Consider the following 26,831-nt stretch of genomic DNA (forward strand, 5'->3'; position numbering starts at 1 on the left):
GGTCATTGATCGCGTACTGCTTGATAACGTTTTAGTAGATCGAAATGCGATCCTCCGGGGAGTAGCCCCGTCTGCTACGCGTTTCAACATGAGCAATATAAGCAGGTTGGAATTCAGTGCTGGCCAACTGACTGGTGTAGTACAACTCAGTCGGATTATCGATGCTACCTCTGCGATCCAGCATCAATTCCTTATGAATATGCAGCGCTTGCAGCTTCAGGTTGTCGGAAAAAAACACTTCTGGCAGCAGGACTTTTCTTAACAACTCATCGCGGGCGGCGGCACCGGCCGCCGATACTTGCCCCATTTCTTCAAGTGTTGCCTCTTGCCATGTCGCACACTCGATCAGGGTTTGTGCGATGACGGCATCTTGTTTTTGTATCGCGACAAATTCCAGATAGGCGCCATCTTCGCCACGCCGCATCTCGGCATCCATCCTGGAGAGCAGCGCTGACATGCTTTCACCTCGGGACGTAATGCTCAGGTCACTACCCAGCTGACGCAGCAGGCCACTGTAGATTAGCTGCACCGTTGAGAGGTTGGACAACGCGTGCAATTGCTCCCTCTCGTGCACAGCTGCGTTGTCCAGCGCGCGGATTTGGCTCAGGGTGTCTATCAGTTCCCTGCGTGCCGGTTTGGCTTCGTCCATGCGCCGTCTCAGTAAGCGTAAGGTGACTTCTACTGTAATGTGGGCGGCCCGGGTTTTGTCCTGCTCGATTTGATGCTCCGCTGTTGTCCGGTCCTTCTCCATGGGAGATGCCGCCTCCAGGTTGTGGAAGGCGGTAACGAGCTTTTCCCGCTGCAACTCAAAATCGGTCCTGGCTTGGCGGGCGTTGGTAAGCGCTCGATTCTGCGTGTCGATAAGCGCGTCGAGTCGAACATTGATCTCTTGTTTGTCGATCGTCAGTTGAGCAATGTTTGCGGCTATTTCTGCGCGCTTTGCTTTAATTCTGTTTTTGGGGCCGCCACCTGTCAGCTTGAGACCGCGGTCAAGTGTCCAGTGGCCCAGCCCATCGGTTTTAAGTTTGATTCCAGGATGCTCAGGTTTTTGTGGATGAATAATGAAAACCTCGCCAGAACCTGGAACGACGCTCACTCGAAACAAAAGCCCGGCGACCGATGCGTGCCATGCGTCGTCGATTCTGAAAAGACCCTTGAAGTTACCGATTGCAATCGGCTCGACCGGCTCTTTTGGCCAGTCGACACGTACGCTCTGCAGTTTTGCCAGCAATCGCGCCGCGGATGAATCGCGAGCCAGTGATTTGTCGAAGTCCAGCAGTGTTGTGCCGCCCCCCGGTGGTTCCGAGGGCAGCCCGACGCTGCCTGGCTTGATGAGGTTTGCGGGGGAGATGGGTTGATCCGATGGCCGGCGTAACGGTTCCAGACTGACCCTGAAGCTGGCGTCTTGCTCAAAGATAACGGGTTCAGCCGATGACTCCGGATTCCGTGCTCCGTGCAACAGCACCATGGCGATGTTCAGCAGAAAATCGATCCATGCCGAGTCCCGTGCGCTGGCGTCTGTGCTGTCGAGTGCGGGGATATCATCGATGAGGCTATTGGTCAGCGCCACCATCCAGCTCGCCAGCATCACCGGCGTGCTGACCGGTAATGCCAGCAGCGTGTTGAAGAGCAGCCAGCCACCTTCGCGCAAAATGGCCCAACGGCTCTCGGTGTTGGATATGGAATCACGGTCGGCCAGGTCGACCATCGCGCGGGCGTTGCTGCCAAACAGGTATTCCATCAGTTTCCCGTGATGCAGTGACGCCAGTAGTTCTTCGCCAACCGGTGCGCTGGCCAGGGTGGCGGGGAGGGGCTTGTCCGGCAGGCCGAAGGGGTCCAATGGGGAAAAATGGACAATGTGCGGTTCCTTGAACCCACCCTGGTCATAAATCGGCCGGGCACTGTCCGACAGCCAGGTCAACACGCTGGTCTGGATAGCGCCGGGTTCGGCAATGGCGGCGATCAGCGCAGCACGAGTCGGGTATTGATGCAAAAACTCTTTGTATGCAGGTCTATAGAGGATATGTGGGCCATGGGTTATGTCAGCAGGTTCGATCACAAACATATTGCCGACCTCGTCCGCTTCGGCTCCCGGCTTTCGCAGCAAAGCCAGTGGCCGTATCACAATAGGGTCCTCGTCAACTAACTGGTCTGAACGGGCGGTCTGTACCAGCGCGGCAATCAGCTGGTAGCCGCGGCGGGTAAAACCTCGTTCTCCCTTGATGGCCAGTTCCAGGGCCTCCAGGGGCAATGTCACTTTGAGTTCATTGCCAAAAAGACGCTCGCGGTCTCGGGCCTCTGCATTGTCATTCAACAGCAGGTTCTTGATCGTGTCGGGGAAGTGCTTGCCCACATCGACCTTGCTGACCAGGCCGAGCAGATACTCGGGTGTCATCCATTGGTCCACCGGTTGCCCGCCGGTATGGCGCAGGGTCATACGGCCCTTGGGTTTGCCCGAGAGATTTTTCAGGGCCAGGTCGGTCAGGGACATTTTCACCGGTTCCAGGTAGCCGCTGCCCAGATCACCCACGGGGACGTGAAACGTCAACTCCAGCTTATCGGACGAGTAGTCGGGCGCGTCGGGATGATCGGAAAGTATCTGCTCGTGCAGCTTTCGGGCTGCAAATGCACGGATGTCCTCGATACCCTCTGACCAGGATTTGCCCTGGGCGGCCTGCCGGGCGCTGGCCAGTTCCAGGCTGTGTTTGCGGTAAGCCAGCTGATCGGCAACCGTTGCGTCCTTGAGCCAGTGCGGCAAAGCCGATTGCACATGTTGCAAGTGTCGGGTTTGCATCTGCGCAGCGTGCGCGAACAACGAGGCCGGATCAGTCACCCGCGTGTAAAGCTTTTCCAGTTCGCTGTTGCTGATGCGCGCGGGCAGCGTGATCGCCGCGAGGTCTTCCAGTTGTTGATTCAGCACCAGGGCGGCCTGCACGTCGAAAATATTTCCGTCGGGCTCGTAGCGCTTCCAGGTGAAGGCATCGAGGTCCAGTGGTCGTTGTATTTTCTGTCCCCATGCCTGGCCGAAATCGCCAAGGGACGCATATGACTCTACGGTACCGGACACGCTACACAGCAGCGCCCGTGCCCCCTGAGTAATCAGCAGATCGGTGGACTGCAATGTCGTGGACTGGAGGCCTTTGGATGCAGTGGCTTGCAGGGTATAGGCGTGAATGGCCGGTAGAGGAGGACGGTCTTGTAAACAGGGGTGATCGACCAGTTGCAGGAGTGTCGTGGCCAATGTCGCATCGCCGCTCGACTGGCTGACGGCTGCTGCTCTCAGCGAGTCGCGCAGTTGATCGCCCAACCATTGCAAGCGACTGCTGCCGCTATTGCCGAGCTCATTCCAGTAAGCGACCAGGGTCTCCTGGAAACCGATGTACAGAAGGGAGGGGAGTTCCCGAATGACGTCTTCGATCATCGACAGGCTGGGCCAGGTGCTTTCAGCGGTATCGCCGATCGATCGGTAGGTTATTTTCTGCCGTTGCGCATTGACCAAACGGACAGGACGATCATCTATTTGTGTTGAAAAAACAGGGGTATCGCCGCTGGCGAGATAGGCAAGTACGACATCGACCAATGAGTGGGTGGTGTAGCCACCTGTTTCATTGGGAAAGTCGAGGTAAATCGAGCTGATCTCAGTATTGAGTGGCGCGGTTTTTTCAACAATCTGCTGCTCGAGCATCTTCGTCACAACCGAACGAAGCGTCGGTCGGTTGGCGAATTGAGTGCTGACCGCACGGGCAAGAATATTTAACCGGGAGGGGGAGGTAGACGTTGGTAGGGGCATGTTGCGTTCCTTCGCAATAGGGCTGATGCGACGCCCGTCAACCATGCAAAGCGTGGGTGGGCGCCAAGCTGTATTGCCAAGGGTAATGTACGAAAAGATCGGGGTGCGCCAGCGCGATACCACCCTCCAGAGCTGTAAATGTGCTAGAGGCACTCCATTGATGAGCACCAGCTACACGGGGTCGGTACCCAGCAGACATCCAATGCACTGCGCGCATCATCCAGCTGTACCAACGTCGCATGCCGAGCGCCCAACGCATCACGATTCTCGATTGCCGTGAGAATCGCCTTGTGTCGTGGCAACGCCAGTTCATGCAGGTTCGGCGGGCTTGCCCCTGCCGGCCGGTCCGCGCTCGGGCGCAGCAGTCGTAAACCCGGCTGATGTGTTCTATCTGGAAAACCGCGATTGCTGGTTTTAGGGCCGCTTCGCGCCCCAGCGCGAGCAAGCTCCCTCGCCACAGGGTTTTGTGCTTGGCAATTGGTCCGGGGTTTGGAGTTCGATGATGGGCTATCATTGGGACTTTCCACTTGATGATTGATCGCCATGACTGCCGCTACCGACACCTTGCTCAACGTCCTCGAAACCTGCGATATGCTGGAAATCGACGGGCTGCACGCCTTTGATTTCTCGCTCGATGAAGAGGATCAACTGCACATCGAATGCATGGACGGCCGGGCGGCCAAGCGCTGGGTTTTCACTATGGCTCAGGTGCAGGCCGCGATCTTCGATGAAACCCTGCAAAGCTGGACCATCACCGGCGATTCCGGTGAACACCGGCTGGTGTGCATGAGCGCATTCAGCGGCGGTGACGAAGCGGATGACGAGCATGAGGATGCGTAACTTCTGGCCATTGCTGATGGCCGGCAGTGTCGCGGCAATGTCGGTGCAGGCGGCCGCAGTCGATAGCCATGAGCTGCTGGTCGGCTCCTATACCCAAGGGCAGAGCCAGGGTCTTTATCGCTTGCAGTTCGACAGCCGCACCGGTCAGCTCGACAGCAAACCCTTGCAGGTGGTGAAGAGCTCGAACCCGTCCTGGTTGACCCTGTCCAAGGATCAACGACAGCTGTTCGTGGTCAACGAAAACGGTCCCGGCCAGGCAGACCCGGTCGGCCGTGTCAGCAGTTTTGCGATTGATCCGCAGAACCAACAGTTGAGCTTGATCAATCAGGTCCAGTCCCTTGGCAACGAGCCGACCCATTCCAGCCTGAGCGCTAACGGTCGCTACCTGTTCGTCAGTAACTACTCGGTGGCGCAGGATCCAGGTGGCAGCCTCGCGGTATTGCCAGTGGCGGCCGATGGCAAGCTGGCGCCGCCAGTGCAGCTCAGCAGTCATCCGTCCAGTCGGGTCAATCCCGAGCGGCAGATGTCGGCGCATGTACATTCAACCGTGTCATCGCCGGACGGTCAGTACGTATTTTCCAGCGACCTGGGGGCGGACAGGATCTTTGTCTACCGCTACGACCCCAAGGCCAATCCCGAGCAACCATTGACCGCCGCCACCCCGGCCTCGGTGCAGTTGCCACCGGGTAGCGGGCCGCGACATCTGTTGTTCAGCGCAGATGGCAAGCATGCCTGGCTGACCCTGGAAATGAGCGCGCAGGTCGCGGTGTTCGTTTATCAGGCCGGCAAGCTGGTGCAGCGGCAAATAGTCGAACTGGCCGCCGATCAACCCAAGGAACAGAAGGCCGCCGGTGCGCTGCATGCTTCGGCGGATGGCAAGTTCCTCTATGTCAGCAACCGTGGCACCGCCAACCAGTTGCTGGTGTTTGCCATTGATCCTGCGACCGGTGAGCTCAAGGAAATCCAGCGACGTGCGGTGGAAGGTGATCACCCACGGGAATTCAGCCTCGATCCAAGTGGCAAGTTCCTGTTGATCGGCAACCAGAAAAGTAACCAGATCGTTGTGCTGGAGCGCGATGCCCAGAGCGGTTTGTTAGGCAAATCCGTACAAAAAATGCCATTCGATTCCCCCAGCGATATCAAATTCTTGCTGCGTCAATGAGTCGCAGGCCCCGAACGTCGGGGCCTGTGTAGTTCTATCAATGACGCTGATATTCGCTACTGTTACAAAGCATTTCAGAGAGCCGACCCTCCGGCGTAAGTTTGCTTCACGGCCCGCACGGGCAAGCAAGCCAATCGAATCCACGAGGGTTACCGCCATGAACTTCAATATCTTCTCTGTCATCGCTGCTTCCGCTATCTCGGCTACCGTGGCTCTGCCAGCCAGTGCCAACGTAGAGATAAGCGAGAAAAAATCCAGCACCCACACCTACACCCAGAAATACCTGCAACAAAGCGCCAACTTCTACGCTGCACTGGATCACAAGATCCAACGCTGAAACCTGCGCACTACAGAATTTATGCAGGAGCGAAATCACTGCTCTGACTGGCGATTATTTTTGTCGGCGGAGATCAGAGTGATGTCGCTCCTGCATAAACCGTTTGCGACAGTATTCATCCGGCATGACAAATTCCCTTGGTAATGCCATATGGCCATGTGTTTAAATTTGACGCTAATTTATTGACTTCATCTCTCCAAGGGATCGACAGCATGGTCATGCGTCTGGCAGTGGTACTTCTGTTTCTCTATTCCACCCCCATCCTGTCGACTGAACAGCCTGTTCCAGACGAACCGGATGCCGCGCGCGAGCGTTTGATGAGCTTGCTGCAGGACTGAAACTCAGCGGGTTGAGGATCAACAAAGCTGATAGTGACTATGCATGAAGGTCGTTTTTCATCGTTCGCTGATTGATTGATCCTGTGGGCACTGAAACATGCCCACGGAGAATCCCATGGCCAGCAAACTTCTTACTTCTGCCAAGCACGGCGCTTATATCGCCCTCGCGGTGTATGCGGTTTTGATCCTTGTGGTCACGCTGTCTGGCCATATTCAGCACTCTATCGAGCCGCCGATTCACGTCGCTCACCCAGGCATTCAGTTCGAATATCGCGTGCAGAGCATCTCCGCTGAACAAGCGCGAGCTGAGGCGGTGGCGGCGTTATGAAAGGAGGCAAACTCTGGGTGGTCGCCTTCATGGCGTTCTTGACCAATGGCTTTTCCTTGCTGGGGTTGGGGCAGGGCTCGGCGGGTTCGCTGGCACGGGCCATCCAGTGCAATCACAGCATCGCCCACAACATCCAGACCGCCAAGGCCCTGGAGTTGATGGTGGGTAATCCGCCGATCAAGCGCAGTGCTGAGTTTTTCGGGCCGTTCAAGGTGGATTGCTCGGCGTTGAAGATGTGCAGAGCGTTTCCCGGGTGGGGGGTGGTTTAAGAATGAAGTCTAGAGCCGAGCCTTGTACCTGTGGCGAGGGGGCTTGCCCCCGCTCGGCTGCGAAGCAGTCGTAAAACCTGTGAATGCGGTGTGCCTGACGAAATACGATTGCAGATTTCAGGACCGCTTCGCGGCCCAACGGGGGCAAGCCCCCTCGCCACAGAAAGCCCCCTTACCACAATAGATTGTGCTCATCGCTAGATCAGCGTTACTTCGCCATCACCCCAACAAATAACTCCGACTCCAGAAACCGCTGCAACCACGCCTGCAGATGCCGATACGGCGTCTGCGCGAACCAGTCCCGGTCGACATGGGCGAACTGGCGCACGAACGGCACCAGGGCGATGTCCGCCAGGCTCGGGTGATCAGCCAGCAAATAGTCATGCTGCTGCAACAGGTCATCGAGTTTCTGTAAAAAAACCGCGCCTTGGCCACGGTAATGTTCCATCGGCTGCTCGGGATAGCGATCGGCATACTTGTAGCGATCCAGATAGACCTTGAACAGCTGATCGTTCTCTTCGATCAACGCGGCGCTCGCTTGCTGAGCCACCAGGTCGTCCTTGAGCAACCAGTCCTGCGGATCGTTCTGTTCCAGCGCCCAATGCATGATCTCCAGGCTTTCGTCGATAACCCGCCCATCAACACTCAGCACCGGCACTGTGCCTTTGCTCGACAGCGCGAGCATTTCGGCCGGCTTGGCTTTCAGGCTGACCTCAAGGATGTTCACGGCCACCGCGCAATAACGCAGGGCCATGCGCGCCCGCATGGCGTAGGGGCAGCGGCGAAAGGAGTAGAGGGTCGTCGTACTCATTTCACCTCCAGGGTACTCAGGCCATTGCCCAGGCGGCGGACCTGGATCTGCACCGGGATTCGCTCGTGCATTTCCTGCACGTGGGAAATCACCGCGACCTTGCGGCCCTGTGCCTGCAGGCCGTCGAGGGCGTCCATCGCCAGTTGCAGCGACTCCGGATCGAGGCTGCCGAAGCCTTCGTCGATAAACAGCGATTCGATTTTCAGCGTGCTGGATGCCATCGACGCCAGGCCCAGGGCGAGTGCCAGTGAGACCAGGAAGGTCTCGCCACCGGACAACGAATGCACCGACCTCAGCTCGTCACCCATTTCCGTGTCCATCACCAACAGACCCAGCATGCTGCCGCCGCGTTTGAGCCTGTAGCGACGCACCAGTTGTCGCAGTTGCGCGTTGGCGTGATGCACCAACAGGTCAAGGTTGTAGGCCTGGGCGATCTTGCGGAAAGTGTCTCCGGTGGCCGAGCCGATCAAGGCATTCAATCGAGCCCAACGCTGCCATTCGCTATAGGCCTCGGCGATACGTTGTGCCAGCGCCCGGTTGGCGTTCTGCCGGCGTTGGTCTTCGGCTTGTTCGGCTCGCAGTTCGGCGCACAGCTGTTCGCTGGCGGCGAACTGGCTGTGCAGTTCGCTCAGGGCGTTGGCCAGTTGCTCGGCGTCGAGGTTGCCATTGTGTTGCGCCTGGTGATTGAGCAAGCGCTGATCTCGCTCCTGCAACAAGACCTTGGCCTGTTCAATGGCTTTTTCGCTGTGCTGCAGCTGCTGACGCAATGTGCTGACCTGCTGGTCGTCGACACCCAGCAGATCTTCCAGGCCACCGTCGTCCAGCTCTGGATGCAACCCGCGCCAGTCGGCGATCTTGCCGGCCAGCTCGCGATCTTCGGTTTCCAGTGCCCGCAAGCGTTCCTGCTGAGCCTTGAGTTCGGCGGCCAACTGCACCAGTCCCGTGCGCACGGCTTGCAGTTCCTGATTGGCCGCGGTTTCGGTGTTGCGGGCTTGTTCGACGGCCTGATCCAGTTGCTGCTGCCACTGCTCGGCGCTGATGTGCTCGCCCAACAATTGCGTCAGTTTTTGCTGGCAAGTCTGTTGCTGCTCGGCAAGGGCGGCGAACTGCTGCTGGGCGGTTTCCAACTGCTGGACGCGAGTCTGCTGGCGATCCTGTTCTTTCTCCAGCGTCTGCTGACGCTGTTGTTGTTCGTTGAGTTCATCGCGTTGCTGGTCGAGTTGTTCCAGGCGCTGGGCGATCTGCTGGTCGAGTTGCATGAAGGTGGCGGCAGGTTCGTTGCGCAAGGCCTCCAGCGTGTCGGCCGGGAGCAGGGTGCTGAAGGCCGTCAGCTCTTGGTCCAGACGCTGACGATCACTGCTCAACTCATGTTGCTGGTGGGTCAGGTGCTGGGTCGCTTGCTGGCTCGCCGCTTCTGCGCTGCGTAGTTGCTGCTGAAGCCGCGCGACATCCTGTTGCAACGTGAGCAGGGCGGTTTGCCGTTGTTCGTCCTGAGTGATGCTCTGGTTCAGCTGGTTGCTTTGTTGCGTGAGCCAGGCATCCCGTCTGGCCGGGTCCTGGGCCAGCAGCTGGGTCGACAGCGGGTGGGCTGCAAGACTTGGCGCCAGGCTCTGTTGCTGGGCGACCAGTTGTTCCTGCTGTTGCAGCAGTTCTTTTTGCTGAGCAATCAAACCGCCGACTTCGGCGCGCAGTTCGGTGAGTTTTTCCTTGAGCAGGTCCACCGCTTTTTGCGCGTTGGCCTGTTCGCTTTCGTCATGCCGGCCCAGGCTTTGCAGCAGCGCTTCGGGCTGATGATAAGGGTGATCCGGGCTGCCACAGACCGGGCACGGTTGCTCGTCCTGGAGCTGAGCGCGCAGTTCTTCGACGCTCTCGCTGCGGGCCAGGCGTTGACGCTCCAGCAGTTCGCGGGTGACGGACAGGGTCTGTTCGGCGACGGCCAGTTCGGCCTTGGTCTTCACGCCGTCCAGGGTCAGACGATCGCGCTCCTGTTGCGCGGTCTGTTGCCGTTGCTGGAGTTCTGCGGCGCGTTTGTCCAGCTCCTGCTGGCTGACCCAGAGTCGCGTCAGCTCTTCGAAGGCCCGTTGCTGCTTACGGTTGTCTTGCAACAGGCTGCCGAGAATCTGGATCTGCTCAGTCACCGCTTCGGGCTCGGCACCGGCCTCTTTGTACAGGACTTCAAGACTCTGGCGCTGTGCGGCCAGTTCCTCGGCTGCTCGGTTGGCGCTTTGTTCCAGAGTGGCCAACTCGGCCTGGCCCTTATTCAGGCGATTACCCACCAGCATCAACTGTTGCAGGCGATCACGGTAGGCGTTCCAGGCATCGCTCAGGGGCGCCAGATGAGCGCTTTGCGCAAGCTGCCCGGCGATCCGCTCCAGGCGTGACGCGACCTGCTTTTGCAGGTCTTGCAATCCTTGAATGGTGTTCTGGCCTTGAGTGCAGGCCAGTTGCGCTTGTTGTTTGAGATCGGCACTGAGGCTGGCGTCCTTGACCAGACGGGCGAGGGCGCTTTGCTCTTCAAAGGCCTGACGCAGTAGCGGGGCACTGGCGGTGTGTTGTCCCTGGGCCTCGGTCAGCGCGGTATGGGCGCTGCTCAGGCTGTGTTCGAGTTGAGCCTGGCGCGCCTGCTGTTTTTGTTGTTGCTGAGTGTGCTGCTGAATCTGCGCGGCCAGCGGTGTGAGCTGGACGCTGAGTTCGCTCTTGCGCGCGAACTGGTGCCGCTGCGGGGCCAGTTGCTCCAGGCGGGTCAACTTCAACCGTTCGCCGGCCAGACTGTCCCAGTGCTGCTGAGCGTTGTGCAGTTGCCCGGTGGCGCTCTGTTGCTCGTCCTGTAACTGGCGCAGGTCCTTCAGCCAGATATGCTGCAACTCAAGCTGTTTGAGCTGTGCCTGCTGGGTCTTGAGTTGCAGTTGAGCCTGGTTGTAGCGCTCATCAAGCTCGGCCCGGGCTTCGGCTGACAACGGCGTAACCCCGGTGGCCTGGTCCTGCAACAGCTTGTGGGCTTCCCGGGCTTCCTTGGTTTTGTCGAAGGCCCGGCGACCGAGACGGGTGTAGAGCGCCGTGTCGGTGAGCTTTTCCAGCAGCTCGCTGCGATCGCTATCGTCAGCCTTGAGGAAAGCGCTGAACTCGCTCTGGGCCAGCATCACGGCACGGGTGAACTGTTCGAAGTTCAAGCCCAGTGCCGCTTCGAGCTGGGTCTTGTATTCGCCTTTCTGACTGGCCAGCAGTTGATCCTGATCGATGTCTCGCAGGCTCTGGCGGCTGGCTTGCAGCTTACCGCCGGCTTTGTCCCGGGCGCGATTGGCTTCCCAGCGGGCACGATAGCGGCGGCCGTCGATGCCGACGAAATCCACCTCGGCATAACCTTCACCGGTGCCGCGACGCAGCAGCGTGCGCGGGTCGCCGCTGCCGATTTCGCCCTCGGCGTCCGGAACCTTGGCATCGCGCCCGGTATTGTTCAGCCGCGGCACCGCACCGAACAACGCCAGGCACAAGGCATCGAGCAAGGTACTTTTGCCGGCGCCGGTCGGCCCGGTAATGGCGAACAGGCCGGCACTGGCCAGGGGTTCGGCAGTGAAGTCGAGCTCAAAAGGCCCGGCCAGAGAGGCGAGGTTTTTCAGGCGGATCGCGAGAATCTTCATGGTTGTTCGCTCTCCAACTGAACGTCTTGCAGCAGCACGGCAAAGTCCTTGAGGGTCTGTTCATCGACCTCGCTACCATAGTTTTCCTTCCATGCGCGGCTGAACAGTTCCTGCGGGGTCAACTGGTCCAGCTCGATCAACTGGCCAGCGTCATCGGCACCTTCGCGGCTACCGTTGCCCGCGTATTCGGCGGCGATCCGTACCAGGCGCACGGCTTTGCCTTGCAGCGCAGTCTCCACTTGCTGGCGCAGGTCCGGCTGTGGCTCGTCGAGGCGTACTCGCACTTCCAGCCAGGGTTGACGCTGGATATCAGCGAGCAGGTCGATATTCGGCAGCTCAGCCAATTGGCCCAGGACCTCGGCCAAGGGCGCAGGGCCCAGGCGTTGCAGGTTAACGGCGCGGGGGATCAACCTGGGCTCGACGCTGACCAGGGTTTCACCATCGAGCTCGATATCAAGAATCTGGTGCTGATAACCGATCTCGGAGAACGACAAGGGTATCGGCGAGCCGCAGTAGCGGATGCGCTCTTCACCGTTGACCTTCTGCGGCTTGTGCAAGTGACCGAGGGCGACATAACTGATGCTCGGGCCGAACAGGCTGGCGGGCAGCGCTTCGGCATTGCCGATGATCAGGCTGCGCTCGGAGTCTTCCGAAACCGAGCCGCCGGCCATATGTGCGTGGCTGATGGCGATCAGCGCCTGACCTTTCTGGCGCTTGGCGTTGGCCGCGGCAATCAGCCATTCATGAACCTGACCGATACCGCGCAGGTAGTTGTCGCCCAACTGGGCGCCGGTGACTTCGGCCGGTCGCAGGAACGGCAGCGCCAGGCACCAGCCGGCAATTTCGCCGCTGGCGTCGGGCAGCGGAATCAGCAAGCGTTCGGCATCGAGCTGGCCGTCATCGAGCCACAACACCCGACCCAGGGCATGGGTGCGCAAACGCCGCATCAAGGGCGCGGGCAGCTCGATCCGCGAGCCTGAGTCGTGGTTACCGGCGATCATCACGATGGTCAGCAATGGCTGCTGCTCGTGGGCGTTGACGATGAAGTCGTAAAGGCGTTCCTGGGCTTTGACCGGCGGGTTGACCGTGTCGAAGATATCGCCGGCGATCAGCAGCACGTCCGGCGTGTGCTGGGCCAATTGCCGCAGCAGCCAGTCGAGGAAGCAGGCATGTTCGAAATCGCGTTCCTGGCCGTGCAGGTTCTGCCCAAGGTGCCAGTCGGAGGTGTGAAACAGACGCAAGGCAAACTCCGCTTGAAAATAAGGTATCGCCGCAGGGAAATGATAACGGCGAAAGGGCAGAGAGTTTACTGGCAAAAAACCCGGAGGGCGCGTTTGATGTGGCGCCATGGGGGCTGGTGAAGCTACGCCGCCATTTTTACGAGCATTTCGCTCGCACCTCGCTGGCGGTGGTGCCGAAGTGCTGGCGAAAGCCTCGGGTGAATTGCGCCTGGTCGTTGAAGCCCCAGCGCAGTGCCAGTTCGCCAATTGACATCCGACAAAGGGGGTCGCGCAGACTGCGATGCACGGCTTCCAGGCGTTGTCGGCGGATCCATTCGCCCAGGCTGAAAGGCGTGGTGGCAAACAGTTTATGCAGGTAGCGCACGGACAGACCGCAGGCCTGGGCGATGTGGTGCGGGGTCAGGTCGGTTGAACAGAGGTTTTTTTCGACGTAGTGCTCGATGCGTTGCAGGTGCAGTGCGGCCAGGTTCGAGGTTTCGCTGTTGAGTACGCGCTCGTCCTGTCGCAGGGCCATCAGCAACGTCGAAAGCGCCTGTTCGAGCAGCATATGGCGAGCGGCTTGGTCGCATTCGTCGAAGCGCGCGGCGCACATCGCCAGTTGCTCGACGAAAATCCGTCCGAGGCTGCGCCGGGCGTCAAAGCAGAAGCGGGTATAGCGTTCGGCGCCGCGTAATTGCCCTTGTAGCGCGCGTTCAGGCAGTTTGAATACCCAAAGGTCGTTATCGGCGGCGTAGCGAAAGCGGTAGGGCGCATCGCCGCGTTCGAAGATAAAACTCCCGGGCTGGCAATGCAGCTCCTGGCCGTCCTGTTCGAAAAGGACCTCGCAACGACGAGGTACCGTGACCAGATAGCAGGCTTCGGAGTCGTCGCTGATTTGAGCCTTGCTGCGTGAGTAACCGAGCTGGCTGGAGCGCAGGCGCGACAGGGCCAACGCGGTGCTGGACGTTTCCCAGATTCGCAAGCTGCCCTGGAACTCGGCGTCGGGATTGAATTCCAGGGAGAGCGGGAAGTAAGTATTGCCGATTGCCTCAGCCCAGCGCGGTTGCCGTTCACTGTCAGGCCAATACCGAGTGGACAGGTGTTGAGCCATCTTTGCCCCTCTTTTTTTGGTTTTATCGAGGACAGCACCGAGGGGTTGGACCGTCGGTGCTGTTGGTGGGCCATCTTTGGTCAAAAGCCGCTAACGGTCAATTGCCGGGTGTCAGGCGGTAGGTGGCCGAGGGTGCCAGGCACGCCTGCCAGCCAGGTGGTACAACGATGTTGGTGGTGGCCTCCTCTATCACACAAGGGCCGCTGATCGTTTGCCCTACTTGCAGCCGGTCGCCGTTGTATACCGGCGTTTCCTGCCAGGTGTCGATCCCGTCGAACAGCATCGAGCGATGGCTTTGCGGCACGGCTGGCTGCGCATTTTCCGGAATCGGCAGTTCCGGCATGGGAGGGTGTTGCAGGCGCGCAATGACCGAACACTCCAGGTTCACCAGTTCGATCGGACTCTGCGGTTCGCTGTAGGAAAACAGGGCCTTGTGCCGGGTATGGAACGCCTCGCGCAAAGCCACCAGCCCGGCGTTGTCGAGGGGCGCCTGGGTCAGTTCGATGCTGCATTCGTGGATCTGGCCGAGGTAGCGAATTTCCAGGCTGTAGAGGCAGTCGACTTTGTTGCCAGCGCTGAAACCATCCTCGCGCAGGTTGTTCATACCGCGTTCGCGCAGCTCATTGAGGGTCTGATTGAGCAGTGGCAGATTGACGAATGGGTCGTCCAGGCGCATCGGCAGGGTAGTCAGTTGGTCGTAGCGAATGTCCGACAGAATTTGCCCGAACGCGCACAGACCCGAAGCGACTTTCGGAATCAGTACCACTTGGCTGCCGATTTCCTCGGCCAGGCGAATGACGTGCATGCCGGCTGCGCCACCGGCACCGATCAGGGCAAACTCGCGGGGGTCATAACCACGCTCCACGGACACCCGGCGGATACCGCTGACCATGTTCAGGTTGACCAGGGTGATGATGCCGAGGGCTGCCCGCTCGACGCTGATGCCCAAGGGCTCGGCAATTTTTTTGCCAATAGCGTCAATCGCTGCCTGGCGATTCAGGCGAATACTGCCGCCAAGCAACGCGCCGTCGGCCAGATAGCCAAGGGCCAGATTGGCGTCGGTCACCGTTGGTTCGACGCCGCCTTTGCCGTAGCACACAGGGCCCGGGCTGGCACCGGCGCTGCGGGGGCCGACCTGGAGCATGCCGAAGGCGTCAAGGTGAGCAATCGAACCGCCACCGGCACCGAGCGTTTCCACCTGGATCATCGGTACGCCAATCCGATAGCGCAGAAAGTCGCTGTCCTTGCTGAAGTTGGTGCGCCCGGATTTGCTCAGGGTGATATCAAATGAGGTACCCCCCATGTCGACGGTGATCACGTTGTCGATGCCGAAGGGCTTGGCCACGCACAACCCGGCTTGCGGTGCCGATGCGGGGCCCGAATTGATCGCGTTGACCGCCCGCTCGCGCATGATAGCGCCCGGCGCCAGGCCACCGTTGGACTGGAAGTAGCGGGTCGGTTGTTGCGCGCCCAACTCCTCGAATAACGCGTCGATGCGCTCGATGTATCGGCCCATCACCGGGCTCAAGTAGGCGTTGACCACCGTGGTGGAGGTTCGGGTGTATTCGCGGATTTGTGGAAACACTTCGTTGCCGGTGCAGACAAACACCCCCGGCAAGGCGGCGCGGACCATTTCTGCGGCACGCTGTTCATGGCTCGGATTGCGCACCGACCAGACGAAGGAAATGGCTACCGCCTTGACGTCTTGCTCGCGGAAGTAGTCGATAGCGGCACGGATCGCCGTTTCATCCAGTGGGCAGTATTGGCTGCCGTCACTGATGATCCGGCCGCCAATCGGGCGTCGCAGGTGACGCGGGACCAGCATGTGGGCCGGCGGATAGTTCGCATCGTAGCGATGGCCATCCTCCTTGTGGCCAAGGCGGATTTCCAGGCTGTCTTCATGGCCATCGGTGCACAGCAGGCCGACTTTGACGCCGGTCTTTTCGATCAGCGCGTTGAGGGCCACGGTGGTGCCATTGATGCACAAATCGCAGTCGGCAATGATCTGGGCCGGTGTACGGCCAATGGCATCGGCGATCTGCGCCAGGCCGTTGCGGATGGCGATAGTGCCGTCCTGGGGTGTGGACGGCGCCTTGAACAACTGCACGTTGCCGTTGCGGTCAGCGAGGATGAAGTCGGTGAAGGTGCCGCCGGCATCGATGCCCAGGCGATATTGCTGCTTAGTCATGGTGGAGGTCTCTGCGTTGCTCAAGGGAGGACTCAATGCGCGGCGCGCTGAGCGCGGGTGGCAACTTCGTCGAGTTGGCCATGGCTGTCGATCACCACGCCGTATTCCAGGCGCGCGCCATCAGCCGATACCAGGCCGTTGAGCACATCTTCGAGCACCATGGCGACGGGACGCTGCAGTGCGTTGCCATAACCACCGCCACCCGGATTGATGTTGATCACGCGTTCACCCGGCTGAGCGGTCAGCAGAGCGTTATAGGTAAAGTGGTCTTCTACGCCGTCCACCTTTCGGTGAATCAACCGTCCCAGTTTCGGTTTGAGCAACCTGTTCTTCGCTCCGGCTGCCCCGGCAGTCGGCAACTGGCGACCTTCGCCGAAACCGACCACGGTCATGGCATGGTTCAGCGGTTCGATTTCAATGCGGGTGCCCGAGCCACCGCGGAACTCACCGGCGCCACCGCTATCGGTCATCAGGCTGTAGCGGTGGATCAGCACCGGGTAGGAGTACTCCAGCAGCTCAATGTCACCGGACATCAATGCGCCGAAGCAGCACAGCGGGCCGCACGCCGGCCAGCCATCCATGGCTTTGTTGGCGCCGGCTCCAGAAATGATTGAAGCCAGAACCATGGTCACGTATTCGTTGTCGTTGTTGCGCGGGTCGTGCCCGGCGATGTTGATCCCGCTGGCATGGCCCCAGGATGCGGTGACGCGATCCGGTGCGGCTTGTTCCAGGGCCTGGCGCACGGCATCGGCGAGGGTTTCCATCGGTGTGGTGGTGCTGTTGACGTGGGGTGCCGGCTCTTGGGCATTGCACAAGGTACCGGGCGGACCGAGATCCACGCTCACGCACCGATACAGACCTTCGTTATAGGGTGGCGGTACCTGGGCGAACATCATCAGCCCCAGGTACACACCGGAGATCGAGTTGCCCGCGTAGGAGTTGATGAAGTACGGCACTTGCGGCGGGCTTTGGATCAGCACATGGGCTTCGTCGCCACGAATCTCTACCTGCGCGGTGATCGACAGTTCGCCCAGGCCATGGCCGGAGTCTTCGAGAATCGCGGTACCGCTGTAGAAACCATCCGGCACATCACGCAGCAAGGCGCGCATATGGCGGTCGGCCATGTCCTTGAGTTCGGCAATGCAGGCGCGTACTTGTTCGACGCCGTAGCGGTCGAGCAGCTCCAGCAAATGCCGTTCGCCGACGCTGCACGCCCCATACTGGGCATTCATGTCGCCTTCCTGATAGGCGCGGGCACGCATGTTGGTCAGTAGCAGGTTGATCACGTCTTCACGCCGCTTGCCCTGCGACCACAGCTTGACCGGGGGAATGCGCAAGCCTTCGGCGTAGATCTCTTTGGCATCAGGGTTGTAGCCGGCGGGCACCGGTCCGCCAATGTCGGTGAGATGGCCTTTGCAGACGGCCCAGAACACCAGTTCACCTTTGTAGAACACCGGTTTGTACATGCAGCAGTCGAGAATGTGGCTGCCTTGGTAAGCCGGATCGTTGTGATAGATGACATCGCCTTCAAGAATGTCATCGCCAAAGAAGCCGGCGACACATTTCATGGCGGGAATCAGTGATCCCAGATGGATCGGGATGTCCTGTCCTTGAAGGACCATTTCCGGGAGGTGGTCGAACAGGGCATTGGAATAGTCGTGAGCGAGGTTGAACACGCTCGAACGACCGGTTTTTTCCAGCGTCAGGGTCATTTCTCGCTGCGCTGTTTCCAACGCGCCTCGCACGACGGCCAGTGTGATCGGATCTACAGGGCTCATGGGTCACCAGGGATTTTGTTGTTATCTGGGTGGGGGCATGACGGATGTCTAACCCCCGGACTTAAGCTACGCGCTGACACAGGCCGCTGGCTTGTCACCGGGTGCACTGTTTTTTGATTTGCAGGGCACTGGGCTGGAGGGGATGGCGCGGATTACCCGCCACAGTTCCTCGCCCTGCCTGTAATTTCTGACAGTAGCTATCGTCTTGCTAACCTGATATTTCATGTCCATGGAAAAAACTTCTATGGACTGCGCCACTCCCATCATGACGGTCATGGACCCACGCGGCCTCCATGGCCGCAGCGTTGCTTACTGGCGCTTGCAGCCTGACCAAGTGCCGCAAACGCGTGTTACGCGCCATGCCTTTGATCCGGCGGGGCGTGAGATTGCCAGTTGGGATCCGCGCTTGTGGGCGGGTATTGTTGCGGGGAAAACCCTCAAGCCCAATGTGACAACTGTGCGCACCCTGTCTGGTACTGCGCTGTCGACCAATAGCGTTGACGCAGGATGGCATGCGACTTTGCTCGGACAAGCCGGTGAAGCCTTGAGCGCCTGGGACAGTCGCGGCAGCCAGCGTCACACTGAATACGATCCGCTTCAGCGCCCGGTTGTCATCAGCGAATGGATGGCCGATGAGTCGCCGCGTGTCGTCGAGCGTTTTACCTATGGTGATGCCAGTGTCGGGTTTTCATCCCATAACCAGTGCGGCCGGGTGGTCCGGCATGACGACCCGGCCGGCACCCGACGGTTAGTCGACTACGCGCTGAACGGTCTGCCGCTCGCGGAAGAAAGGCAGTTTCTGAACAATCTGGACCGGCCCGATTGGCCCCTCGACGATCAGTTGCGTGATGAGTTGCTGGAAGACGGCAAGGGCTTTGTTACGGCCCAGGTCTACACCGCGGCAGGTGAGATGCAGAGCCAGACCGATGCCATGGGAAACTTCAGGCTGTTCGCTTATATGCTGTCCGGCGAACTGAAAGAAGCCCGACTGCAACTGGCGAGGAAAGGCGTGCAACCATGTTTGCTGGTCAGCGCTATTCACTACAACGCCTTCGGCCAGGTCGAAAGCGAAAGCGCCGGCAATGGGGTAAAAACAACTGCTAACTATGCGGACGACGATGGTCGGTTGATTCGACTGCGGGCCGAGATTCCCGGCGGCAAGGTGCTTCAGGACTTGAGCTACAGCTACGACCCGGTCGGCAATATCCTCAGCATCGAAGATCGGTCTCAGCTAATCCGCTACTCCAGGAACCAGCGCATCGAGCCGATCAACCGCTACCGCTACGACAGCCTTTATCAGGTGGTTGAAGCCCGTGGCCGGGAAGTCGTAAGACCCAGCTACGGACTTGCGTTGTCGCTGTTGCAGCCCACGCCGCTGGACCCCAATCAACTGCGCCAGTACACCCAAGCTTTCGCGTATGACCGTGCCGGCAATCTGCTGACCCGCCAGCACAGCGGTGCCCCGACCTTCAGTATGGCCACCTCTCAAACCAGCAATCGCAGCATGGCGCAGCACGAGGATGGAACCCTGCCCGATGAGAACGAAATCGCCAACGGCTTCGATGTCAGCGGCAATCAACGGGAGTTGCAACGCGGCCAGACCATGAGCTGGGACGTGCGCAATCAACTGAGCCAAGTGACGCTGGTGAAACGCGACGACGGGCCGGATGACCAGGAACGTTACATCTACGACCGTCCCGGCCATCGCCTGCGCAAGGTTCGGCTCACCCAGACAGGCAGCCGCACTTTGCGCGCGGAAGTACGATATCTGCCGGGGCTGGAAATTCACCGCGATGCGGTAAGCGGTGAGAAGCACCACGTGATCAGCGTCGACGCCGGACGCAACCGCGTGCGGGTATTGCACTGGGAAACCCAACCGCCGGAAGGCCTCGGTAATGACCAGCCGCGCTACAGCCTCAGCGACCATTTGGGGTCCAGCACGCTGGAGCTGGATAAAAATGCCGGATTGCTCAGCCAGGAAGGTTATTACCCATTCGGTGGCACCGCGTGGTGGGCGGGTTCAAGTGCGACTGTGGCCAGGTACAAAACGATTCGGTACTCGGGCAAGGAGCGGGATGCGACCGGGCTTTATTATTATGGCTATCGGTATTACGCACCGTGGTTGCAGCGGTGGATGAATCCCGATCCAGCAGGTGCTGACTACGGGTTGAATGTGTATGCAATGGTTGAGAATCGCCCCACTACGTTGGTTGATGGTGACGGAAGAGCACCCCGGTCATTCAGGGTAAGTGACTTACAAAAAAGATTCGAGCAGCAGGACGAAATCAGCCCGCACTTCCAACGGTTCATCAGGGATAACTTTAAATCCGATTCAAGCGATAACCTCCATGAAATAACGTCGACTTACATTGAGCAGGTGGGCGGAGAAAATTATGAGAGCTGGTTTGAAAATGAGTTTCATGAAGAGGTCTGGATTTTTAAAGAAAACTACAAGACCAAGCCCCCGCAAAGAGGTTCTCAAAAGCCCAAAGAGCCAGAAAGCTTCTATGCCAGTGATGTCGCCAGGTACCAGTATGAGCAGGTAGCTCACAGACTTGATTTTTTTGGAGTGTTGCCTTCCGTTATCAAGAGAGAAAATGTTATGAACTATGCCGCACTGGCCAATACATGGAACTTGGCCAGTGATGCGCAACGCAGGATGACTACTTTCTTTACTCAAACGCCTAACGGTAAAAGTACTCTGAGAATCATGGAGGATTTCGGGCTTGAAGCCATAGATGTTGAAAGAGTTAAAAATGAATCAGGGACATTTGATTTTCTGGTTCATGTACAACCTCGGCAGAATGCCTCGCTAGCGCAACAGGGTGAGGGCATGGAGAAAAGAGCGCCTTCTCGGGAACTTGATCATTTGCCTGATGATTCACGTTTTTTTGGTGCGGAGCCCTTGAAGGGCTCGTTTCGTCGAGGATCGATAGATATCGAGCGAGGGCGGTATTACTGGCATCTTTAAGAGATGTTTGAAACAGCGCGCAAGGCGCACTCCGCTAAACGACGCGGTCGTCAAGTCAGGCACTGCGGTTTAGCAGACTAACCGTGGTGGCATGATTGGCGGCTGCTTCGTCCGAACGCGCCCCGAACCGAACGCAGCCTTCGGCAGCTGCTACGGGGAATGTATGGGGCAAGTATCCTGTCCACTACTTCGGATACAGCGGCGGCAGGCTGCTGTCGCCGGTCGGGTCCTGGGCGCGTTCGGTGATCGGGATGGCGCGGATCACCCGCCACAATTCCTCGCCTTGCCAGTGTTGACCGGTTTCGCTGTAGAGCGCGCCGTTCAGGCCGTCCAGGGCATCGGACAGCGGCACATAGCGCGCGGCCATGTCGGCCAGGGTTTCCGGTTGCTGGCGGGCCCAGGCATCCAGGGCCTGGCGGGTCGCTTGCGGGTCGTTGGCCTGGCTCGCGCGCTTGATGTCGTCGAGCAGGGTCCTTGGGCTGGGGCCAGTCTGTGCGGCACGCAGGATCGCCGGCTGCCAACGGGCGCGCCACCATAGGCCGAAGCCGAGCAGGGTGGTGCAGGCCAGAATTAGCGTGCTGAGCTGCCACGGCCAGAGAGTGGTGTTGCCAGCCGCTGAAGTCGCCGAGGTGCCGGCCGGGGTGTCGACTATCAGGCTTGGGTTGGTCGCGACTTGCAGGGTCCGGGCCGGCAGGCTGCTGCGTTCCAGGTGATCCTCAAAAGTGTTCCACCAGACCACTTCCACCGCGGGCAGCTCGATCGGGCCGCTGCGGTTAGGCACCAGGGCTTCGCGATCTTCGCGACTGCCGATCAGCCCGCGGTCGCTGCTCTGGTTGCTCAGTACCGGCTGGTCCGGGTAACGGCGCAAACCGTTGACGTCGGTGGCGGGCAGGGGCGGCAGTTGTGAGCTGGACAGACCTTCGGCCTTGAGGGTCAGGCTGCGGGTCAGGGAGTCGCCGACCTGGCTGTGATCCGGCTCCGGGCTCCAGCTTTCGCTCAGGCTCAGGCTGCGTGCCGGCAGCCAAGGAGTGTCGGCCGGGTAGTCGGCGGGTTTGGCCTTGACCGTCAGCGGGATCTCGGCGGAGCTGACGCGCATCAGCTTGCCCTGTTTCGGGCTGAAAGGTGCCGGCCCCTGGAGCGGTTGGGAGTCGACCAGGGTGGCGCTGAACATCTGTGACGGGATTTTCAGCTCGCCGCTGTGCTGCGCATAGATGGCGTAACGCAGTTCGATCACGCCATGGCGCAGGCCGTTGATGACTTTTTCGTAGGTGCGCGACTCTCCCAGCTGTTCGACACGCGCATCGGGAATCTGCAAGGGCGTCAGGCTGCTGTCGTCATACAACGACACCGAGTGATAGATGCGCACGGTCAGGACCGCTTGCGCCTGCACGTAAACGCTCTCCTGGTCGAGGCTGGCATCGATGAAGACCGGTGCCAGCTTGTTCACGCTGTCCTGGCCTTGGCTTTCGAGCACTTGCAGGCTGATCGGCTGGCTTTTGATATCGCCCAGTTGCAACGGCGGGATCTCCACAGTGCCGCTTTGTCTGGGCAGCAGGGTGATGATCCAGCGGGTGGTGGCATGGCTCTCGCCGTTCAACGTGTTGAGTTGGTTGATCTGACGGGTGCCGCGTACTTCGAACAGCGCATCCAGTGGGCTCAGGTCCGGTTTGCCGAACAGCGTGACGTCGTTGGATTCGAGAGTCAGTTCGACCGTTTCGCCGGAGTTCAGGCGGCTGCGATCCACGCTGGCGACCAGCCCTGCAGCCTGGGCCTGACAGGTCCAGAGCAGGAGCGCGAGCAAGAGTGCGGTGAAGCGGGTCATCGAGTTTTTCCCTGATCCTGATGTTGTTGCTGTTCGTACCAGAATTTGCGCCTGAGCAGTTCACCCGGGTCATCCGGAATCTGCCGCAGCCATTGTTCAAGTGCCTGTCGACGCTCGCTGTCGATGCGGCCGTCGGCGGGCCTGAGGGGCGGCGTGGTGGTCTGTTCGTCAGCCAGTTCGCTGCCCGGTACTTCATTATTGCCCGGTTGTGGCGTGCCCTGTGCCTGAGGATCGCTGTCCGCCGAGGGGTTCTGCTTGCCGTTTTTCTGTTTGTCAGCGGTCGAAGGTTGAGTGGCAGCGTCCAATGGCGGCGGCTGGGTGGCTGCTTCGGCGTCCGTGTCCTCGGTCTTTTCCGGCTCGTTTTGCGTCGTTGTTTGTTGTTGTTTCAGCAGGGTTTCCACCAAGGCTTTGTTTATCAGCGCGGGGCGTAAATCCGGTTGCAGCTCCAGTGCCTGTTCGTAGGCATCCAGTGCGGCCTCCAGTTCAGCGCTTTTGGCCAGGGCATTGCCACGATTGTAGTGGGCGTGGGCATCACTGCCTTGGGCGAAGCGCTGAACGGCAGCGGTGTAATTGCCGGCTTCATAGAGCGCAACGCCTTGCCATTGCGGGTCTTCGAAGAGCCTGGCGGCTTCGGCGGGGCGTTTTTGCTTGAGCAGATGCAGGCCCTGCTGATCCGGGCGCAGCCACAGATCGGTGAACTCGAAGGCGTAGCTCGGTTGCGGCAGCATGAACAGCAATGGCAGGCAAAACAGCCAGCCCCGGCGCCCGGCACAGGCGGCGAGCAGCAGTAACGGCAGCAACAGCCAGTAACCCTGATCGGCCCAGGTATCCAGGCGCAGGGTCTGGCCGTCATCGCGCACGCTGCGTGGGCCGTCGAGCAGACCAAGGCCGCGCAGATCGTTATCATCCAGTCGTGCCTGGCGGTAGCGCCCGCCCAGCTCATTGGCAAAGGCTTTGAGGCTCGGCCCGTCCAGGCGCGAGACGAGAATTGCGCCTTGGGCATCCTTGAGGAAACTGCCATCTTCCTCCGCCACCGGCGCCCCTTCGCGGCTACCGATGCCGAGCATCAACAGCTGAGGCGCCTGGCCACTGAGGGCCTGACGAATCCCTTGGCGCTCCTGCTCGGTAAGCGATGAACCGATCAGCAGTATCCGGCCCTGGCCGAGCGCGCCGCGCTCCAGCAGGGTCAGGGCTTTCTTCACCGCCAGGTCGGCGCGATGGCCCCCCTCAGGCATGATCGAGGGTTTCAGCGCTTCCAGCAGGTTATGGCTGGTGGCCAGGTCATCCGACAGCGGCACCAGGGTGTGGGCGCTGCCGGCGTAGACGATAATTGCGGTCTGCGCATCGCTGCGGTTCTGCAACAGGTCCAACAGCTTGCGCCGAGCTTGCTCCAGGCGGTCCGGCGCAACATCCGTGGCGAGCATTTCCGGGGTCAGTTCCAGCAGCACCACCAGCGGATCGGCGGACTTCTGGCTGGTCTGTTCAACCCGCTGCCAGCTCGGGCCGAGCAGGGCCAGAACGGCCAGGACCCAAGCGAGGCCGAGGGCGACCCAGGGCAACTTGCTTTCGCGACCGCTGCCGCCGCTGAGCAAGGCGGCGTGAAAGGCCGGGGGCAGGATCATCTGCCAGCGGCCGGCGCGCTTTTGCCGATGCCAGAGTTGCCAGAGCAACCAACCCAGCAGCGGTAACAGCAGCAACCACCAGGGACGGAACCAGTGCGGCCAGAGGGCGATCATTTGCGCCTCCGCAGGCGCAGGCGTTTGAGCCGCTGGCGCCAGTCAGGGTGTTGTTGCAGGAAGTGCTCCCTGGTGAAAAAACGCTGCAGCGGGTTGTCCGGCCAGCGCTCGCGCACCACCAACAACATGCTCAGCAGTAACGCCCCAGCCAGCGGCCAGTGGTACAGCGCCTGGGCGGGGCGGGCCTGGGTGGGTTGTTGGGTAACCGGTTCAAGCTGGTCGAGTGTTTCCTTGATCGCCTGCAGTTCTTCGCCATTGCGGGCGCGGAAGTAGCGCCCACCAGTCACTTCGGCAATTTCCTTCAAGGCCGGTTCGTCGAGGTCCAGGCTCGGATTCACTCCGAGAAAACCCAGCGTGCCGCTATCCGGGTCGGCACCGATGCCGATCGGGTAAATGGTCACGCCTTCTTCGGCGGCCAATCGCGCAGCGGTGATCGGGTCGATCTCGCCGCCATTGTTCGCGCCGTCGGTGACTAGAATCAGCACCCGGCTTTGTGCCGGGCGTTGACGCAAGCGTTTAAGGGCCAGGCCGATGGCGTCGCCGATAGCGGTGTTCTTGCCGGCGATGCCGATCCGCGCTTCATCGAGCCAGATGCGCACGGTGCGGCGGTCAAAGGTCAGCGGTGCCTGCAGATAAGCCTGGCTGCCGAAAAGGATCAGACCGACGCGATCGCCTTCGCGGCCTTCGAGAAAGTCCCCCAGCAGGTGCTTGACCAGCGTCAGGCGGCTGACGTCCTCGTCTTGTAATTGCATGTCGGGAAAATCCATGGAGCCGGACACATCCACCGCCACCAACAAGTCGCGGCCGCTGGCGGCAACCGGCAAGGGCTCGCCCAGCCACTGTGGGCGTGCGCAAGCGATCAACAGCAGCAGCCAGAGCAGAAAAAACGGCGCTTGCTGGCGCCAGGCCGGTAGATTGGCCCGGGCGCGACGCCGGGCCAGGCCCTCGAGGTCGGCGAGAAAGCTGACTTTCAGTGCCGGCTCGCCACTGTCGGCTGCCGGCAGCAGCACCCGCAACAACCAGGGCAGTGGCAGCAGGGCGAAGATCCATGGCCAGGCGAACTCAAACATGCTTGCGTATCCAGGTGTCGACCGCTTGGGTCAGGCCGGCGATGGCTTTGTCATCGAGTTTGCATTCGGGTTTGTAGGCACCCTCGACCAACACCATCCAGCGGGTCAGGCCGGCAGCCGGGCAACGGTTGTCGAGAAAGGCCAGCCATTTGCGACCATTGAGGGTATGGCTCTGGCTGTAGGGGTAATCGTTGCGGCACAGGCGCTTGAGCAGACCATTGAGTTGTTGCAGCCAGGCACCCGCGGGCGCGCCGTCATAGGGTTTAGGCATCAGGGCCAACTCAGCCAGGGCTGCCACACGCAAAGGATCAAGTGGTTGCTCGGCACGGGCCGGGGGACGTTTGCCCGGTAAAAAACGCCGCAGTTGCCAAACACCGAAACCCAACAGCGGCAGGAGGATCAATAGCAGCCACCATCCCGGCGCAGGCGGCCAGAAGCCAATCGGCGGCGGGGAGATCAAGGGTTGCAATTGGTCGAGGCTGCTCATCGGGTTTTCCCCGGACGCTGCGGATTGAGGTAATCACGCAGCTGGTCGACCATCTCGCTCTGGGTGCTCAAGGGCATCAACGGCACCCGCAGTTTTTGCGCGAGCAACGCCCAGTGAGCAATGCGCGCTTCGCCCTGGGCGCGATAGGCCTGGCGCAACTCGTAGTTCAGTGTATCCAGTTCCAGCTGCGCGCCACGCTCGGCGAAACGCAGCAGCCCGGCGGCGGGCAGGGCATGGTCCAGCGGGTCGGACAACGGCAGCAACAGCAGGTCGCAATGCCGTGACAGCAGACTCAGTTGTTGCTCGACGCCATCGGCCAGGGCGCGCTCATCGCAGATCACGATCACCAGACTGCCCGGTCGCAATACTTCCCGGGCGCGACGCAGGGCGATACCGAAGGCATCGCGGTTCGGCTCGATTTCGCTGTGCAGCGACTGGTTGACCCGCACCAGACGGTTGAGCAGTTGCAGCAGGCTTTGCTTGCTGCGTCGTGGCTTGATTTCGTAGTGCTCGTTGTCGCCGAACACCAGTCCGCCGACCCGGTCGTTATGACCCAGTGCCGCCCAGCCGATCAGGGCCGCGGCCTGGGCGGCGAGCACCGACTTGAACATCAGGCCGGAGCTGAAAAACAGCCGGCGGCTCTGTTCGACCATGATGAAGATCGGCCGTTCGCGCTCTTCATGGAACAGCTTGGTGTGCGGCTCCTGGGTCCGCGCGGTGACGCGCCAGTCGATGGTCCGCACGTCGTCGCCAGCCTGGTAGACCCGCACCTGGTCGAAGTCCACTCCGCGTCCGCGCAGTTTCGAGTGGTGCAGGCCGATCAGCGGGCTGCGCTGGCTCGGCGTGGAGAACAGCTGCACTTCGCGCACGCGATGACGCATCTCGATGAGCTCGGCGAGGCTGACGCGGATGCCGGGTTCCAGGTTGACGTTCAT

19 protein-coding genes and 1 pseudogene are annotated in these 26,831 nt (G+C 60.2%); 7 read left to right on the plus strand and 13 right to left on the minus strand.

Annotated features, from left to right (window positions below; genetic code table 11):
• Nucleotides 1–31: 31 nt before the first annotated feature.
• Both F8N85_RS06920 and F8N85_RS34880 read right to left on the minus strand, forming a co-directional pair.
• Entirely contained in the window at nt 32–3,790 is a 3,759-nt protein-coding gene (locus F8N85_RS06920; protein ID WP_150802906.1) for a DUF6543 domain-containing protein, read from the minus strand.
• Between the two features lie 171 nt (nt 3,791–3,961).
• Nucleotides 3,962–4,113, minus strand: a pseudogene (locus F8N85_RS34880) (GntR family transcriptional regulator); the annotation flags it as partial.
• 220 nt (nt 4,114–4,333) lie between these two features.
• On the opposite strand from F8N85_RS34880, the gene F8N85_RS06930 reads away from it, so the two are divergent.
• The 6 genes from F8N85_RS06930 (at nt 4,334) to F8N85_RS06950 (ending at nt 7,064) form a co-directional block, all read left to right on the plus strand.
• Nucleotides 4,334–4,630 (plus strand): DUF5629 family protein, encoded by a 297-nt coding sequence (locus tag F8N85_RS06930; protein WP_150802907.1) that lies wholly within the window; start codon nt 4,334–4,336, stop codon nt 4,628–4,630.
• Entirely contained in the window at nt 4,617–5,792 is a 1,176-nt protein-coding gene (locus tag F8N85_RS06935; RefSeq protein WP_150802908.1) for a lactonase family protein, read from the plus strand. The genes F8N85_RS06930 and F8N85_RS06935 overlap by 14 nt, the downstream gene beginning before the upstream one ends.
• 157 nt (nt 5,793–5,949) lie before the next feature.
• Complete coding sequence (locus F8N85_RS06940) at nt 5,950–6,129, plus strand: hypothetical protein (RefSeq protein ID WP_150802909.1); 180 nt, start codon at nt 5,950–5,952, stop codon at nt 6,127–6,129.
• A 212-nt stretch (nt 6,130–6,341) separates the two neighbouring features.
• A complete protein-coding gene (locus F8N85_RS35415) occupies nt 6,342–6,467 on the plus strand; it encodes a hypothetical protein (protein ID WP_263596370.1) in 126 nt (41 codons plus the stop codon).
• Between the two features lie 115 nt (nt 6,468–6,582).
• Nucleotides 6,583–6,795, plus strand: a complete 213-nt coding sequence (locus tag F8N85_RS06945; protein ID WP_150802910.1) for a hypothetical protein — start codon at nt 6,583–6,585, stop codon at nt 6,793–6,795.
• Nucleotides 6,792–7,064 carry a hypothetical protein gene (locus tag F8N85_RS06950; RefSeq protein WP_150802911.1) on the plus strand — a complete coding sequence of 91 codons (273 nt, stop codon included), beginning with the start codon at nt 6,792–6,794 and terminating at the stop codon, nt 7,062–7,064. The genes F8N85_RS06945 and F8N85_RS06950 overlap by 4 nt, the downstream gene beginning before the upstream one ends.
• Before the next feature lie 208 nt (nt 7,065–7,272).
• Here F8N85_RS06950 and F8N85_RS06960 read toward each other — a convergent pair whose 3' ends face one another.
• From F8N85_RS06960 to F8N85_RS06985, 6 genes are all read right to left on the minus strand, one after another.
• Nucleotides 7,273–7,875, minus strand: coding sequence for a glutathione S-transferase (locus tag F8N85_RS06960; protein ID WP_150802912.1), 603 nt, complete (start codon nt 7,873–7,875; stop codon nt 7,273–7,275).
• Entirely contained in the window at nt 7,872–11,513 is a 3,642-nt protein-coding gene (locus tag F8N85_RS06965; RefSeq protein ID WP_150802913.1) for an SbcC/MukB-like Walker B domain-containing protein, read from the minus strand. Before F8N85_RS06965 ends, F8N85_RS06960 begins: the two co-directional genes overlap by 4 nt.
• On the minus strand, nt 11,510–12,754 hold the full coding sequence (locus tag F8N85_RS06970) for an exonuclease SbcCD subunit D C-terminal domain-containing protein (protein WP_150802914.1): 1,245 nt from the start codon (nt 12,752–12,754) through the stop codon (nt 11,510–11,512). The genes F8N85_RS06965 and F8N85_RS06970 overlap by 4 nt, the downstream gene beginning before the upstream one ends.
• A 136-nt stretch (nt 12,755–12,890) precedes the next feature.
• The gene (locus F8N85_RS06975; protein WP_150802915.1) at nt 12,891–13,844 is read right to left on the minus strand and encodes a helix-turn-helix domain-containing protein; all 954 of its coding nucleotides are present in this window, start codon (nt 13,842–13,844) and stop codon (nt 12,891–12,893) included.
• 97 nt (nt 13,845–13,941) lie between these two features.
• Complete coding sequence (locus tag F8N85_RS06980) at nt 13,942–16,032, minus strand: hydantoinase/oxoprolinase family protein (protein WP_150802916.1); 2,091 nt, start codon at nt 16,030–16,032, stop codon at nt 13,942–13,944.
• A 32-nt stretch (nt 16,033–16,064) separates the two neighbouring features.
• Entirely contained in the window at nt 16,065–17,810 is a 1,746-nt protein-coding gene (locus tag F8N85_RS06985; RefSeq protein ID WP_150802917.1) for a hydantoinase B/oxoprolinase family protein, read from the minus strand.
• 223 nt (nt 17,811–18,033) lie between these two features.
• Between F8N85_RS06985 and F8N85_RS06990 the strand changes: the two genes are divergently transcribed.
• Nucleotides 18,034–20,781 (plus strand): RHS repeat domain-containing protein, encoded by a 2,748-nt coding sequence (locus F8N85_RS06990; protein ID WP_224795658.1) that lies wholly within the window; start codon nt 18,034–18,036, stop codon nt 20,779–20,781.
• A 184-nt stretch (nt 20,782–20,965) separates the two neighbouring features.
• On the opposite strand, the gene F8N85_RS06995 is transcribed toward F8N85_RS06990, so the two are convergent.
• From F8N85_RS06995 to F8N85_RS07015, 5 genes are read right to left on the minus strand one after another with little or no spacing between them, the layout of a single operon-like run.
• Nucleotides 20,966–22,603, minus strand: coding sequence for a BatD family protein (locus tag F8N85_RS06995; protein ID WP_150802918.1), 1,638 nt, complete (start codon nt 22,601–22,603; stop codon nt 20,966–20,968).
• Nucleotides 22,600–24,339, minus strand: coding sequence for a vWA domain-containing protein (locus F8N85_RS07000; protein WP_150802919.1), 1,740 nt, complete (start codon nt 24,337–24,339; stop codon nt 22,600–22,602). Before F8N85_RS07000 ends, F8N85_RS06995 begins: the two co-directional genes overlap by 4 nt.
• Nucleotides 24,336–25,409, minus strand: a complete 1,074-nt coding sequence (locus tag F8N85_RS07005) for a vWA domain-containing protein (protein WP_150802920.1) — start codon at nt 25,407–25,409, stop codon at nt 24,336–24,338. Before F8N85_RS07005 ends, F8N85_RS07000 begins: the two co-directional genes overlap by 4 nt.
• Nucleotides 25,402–25,896, minus strand: a complete 495-nt coding sequence (locus tag F8N85_RS07010; RefSeq protein WP_150802921.1) for a DUF4381 domain-containing protein — start codon at nt 25,894–25,896, stop codon at nt 25,402–25,404. The genes F8N85_RS07005 and F8N85_RS07010 overlap by 8 nt, the downstream gene beginning before the upstream one ends.
• Nucleotides 25,893–26,831 (minus strand): DUF58 domain-containing protein, encoded by a 939-nt coding sequence (locus F8N85_RS07015; protein ID WP_150802922.1) that lies wholly within the window; start codon nt 26,829–26,831, stop codon nt 25,893–25,895. Before F8N85_RS07015 ends, F8N85_RS07010 begins: the two co-directional genes overlap by 4 nt.

This window comes from Pseudomonas fluorescens, assembly GCF_902497875.1.
GTDB classification, from domain to species: Bacteria; Pseudomonadota; Gammaproteobacteria; order Pseudomonadales; family Pseudomonadaceae; genus Aquipseudomonas; species Aquipseudomonas fluorescens_BR.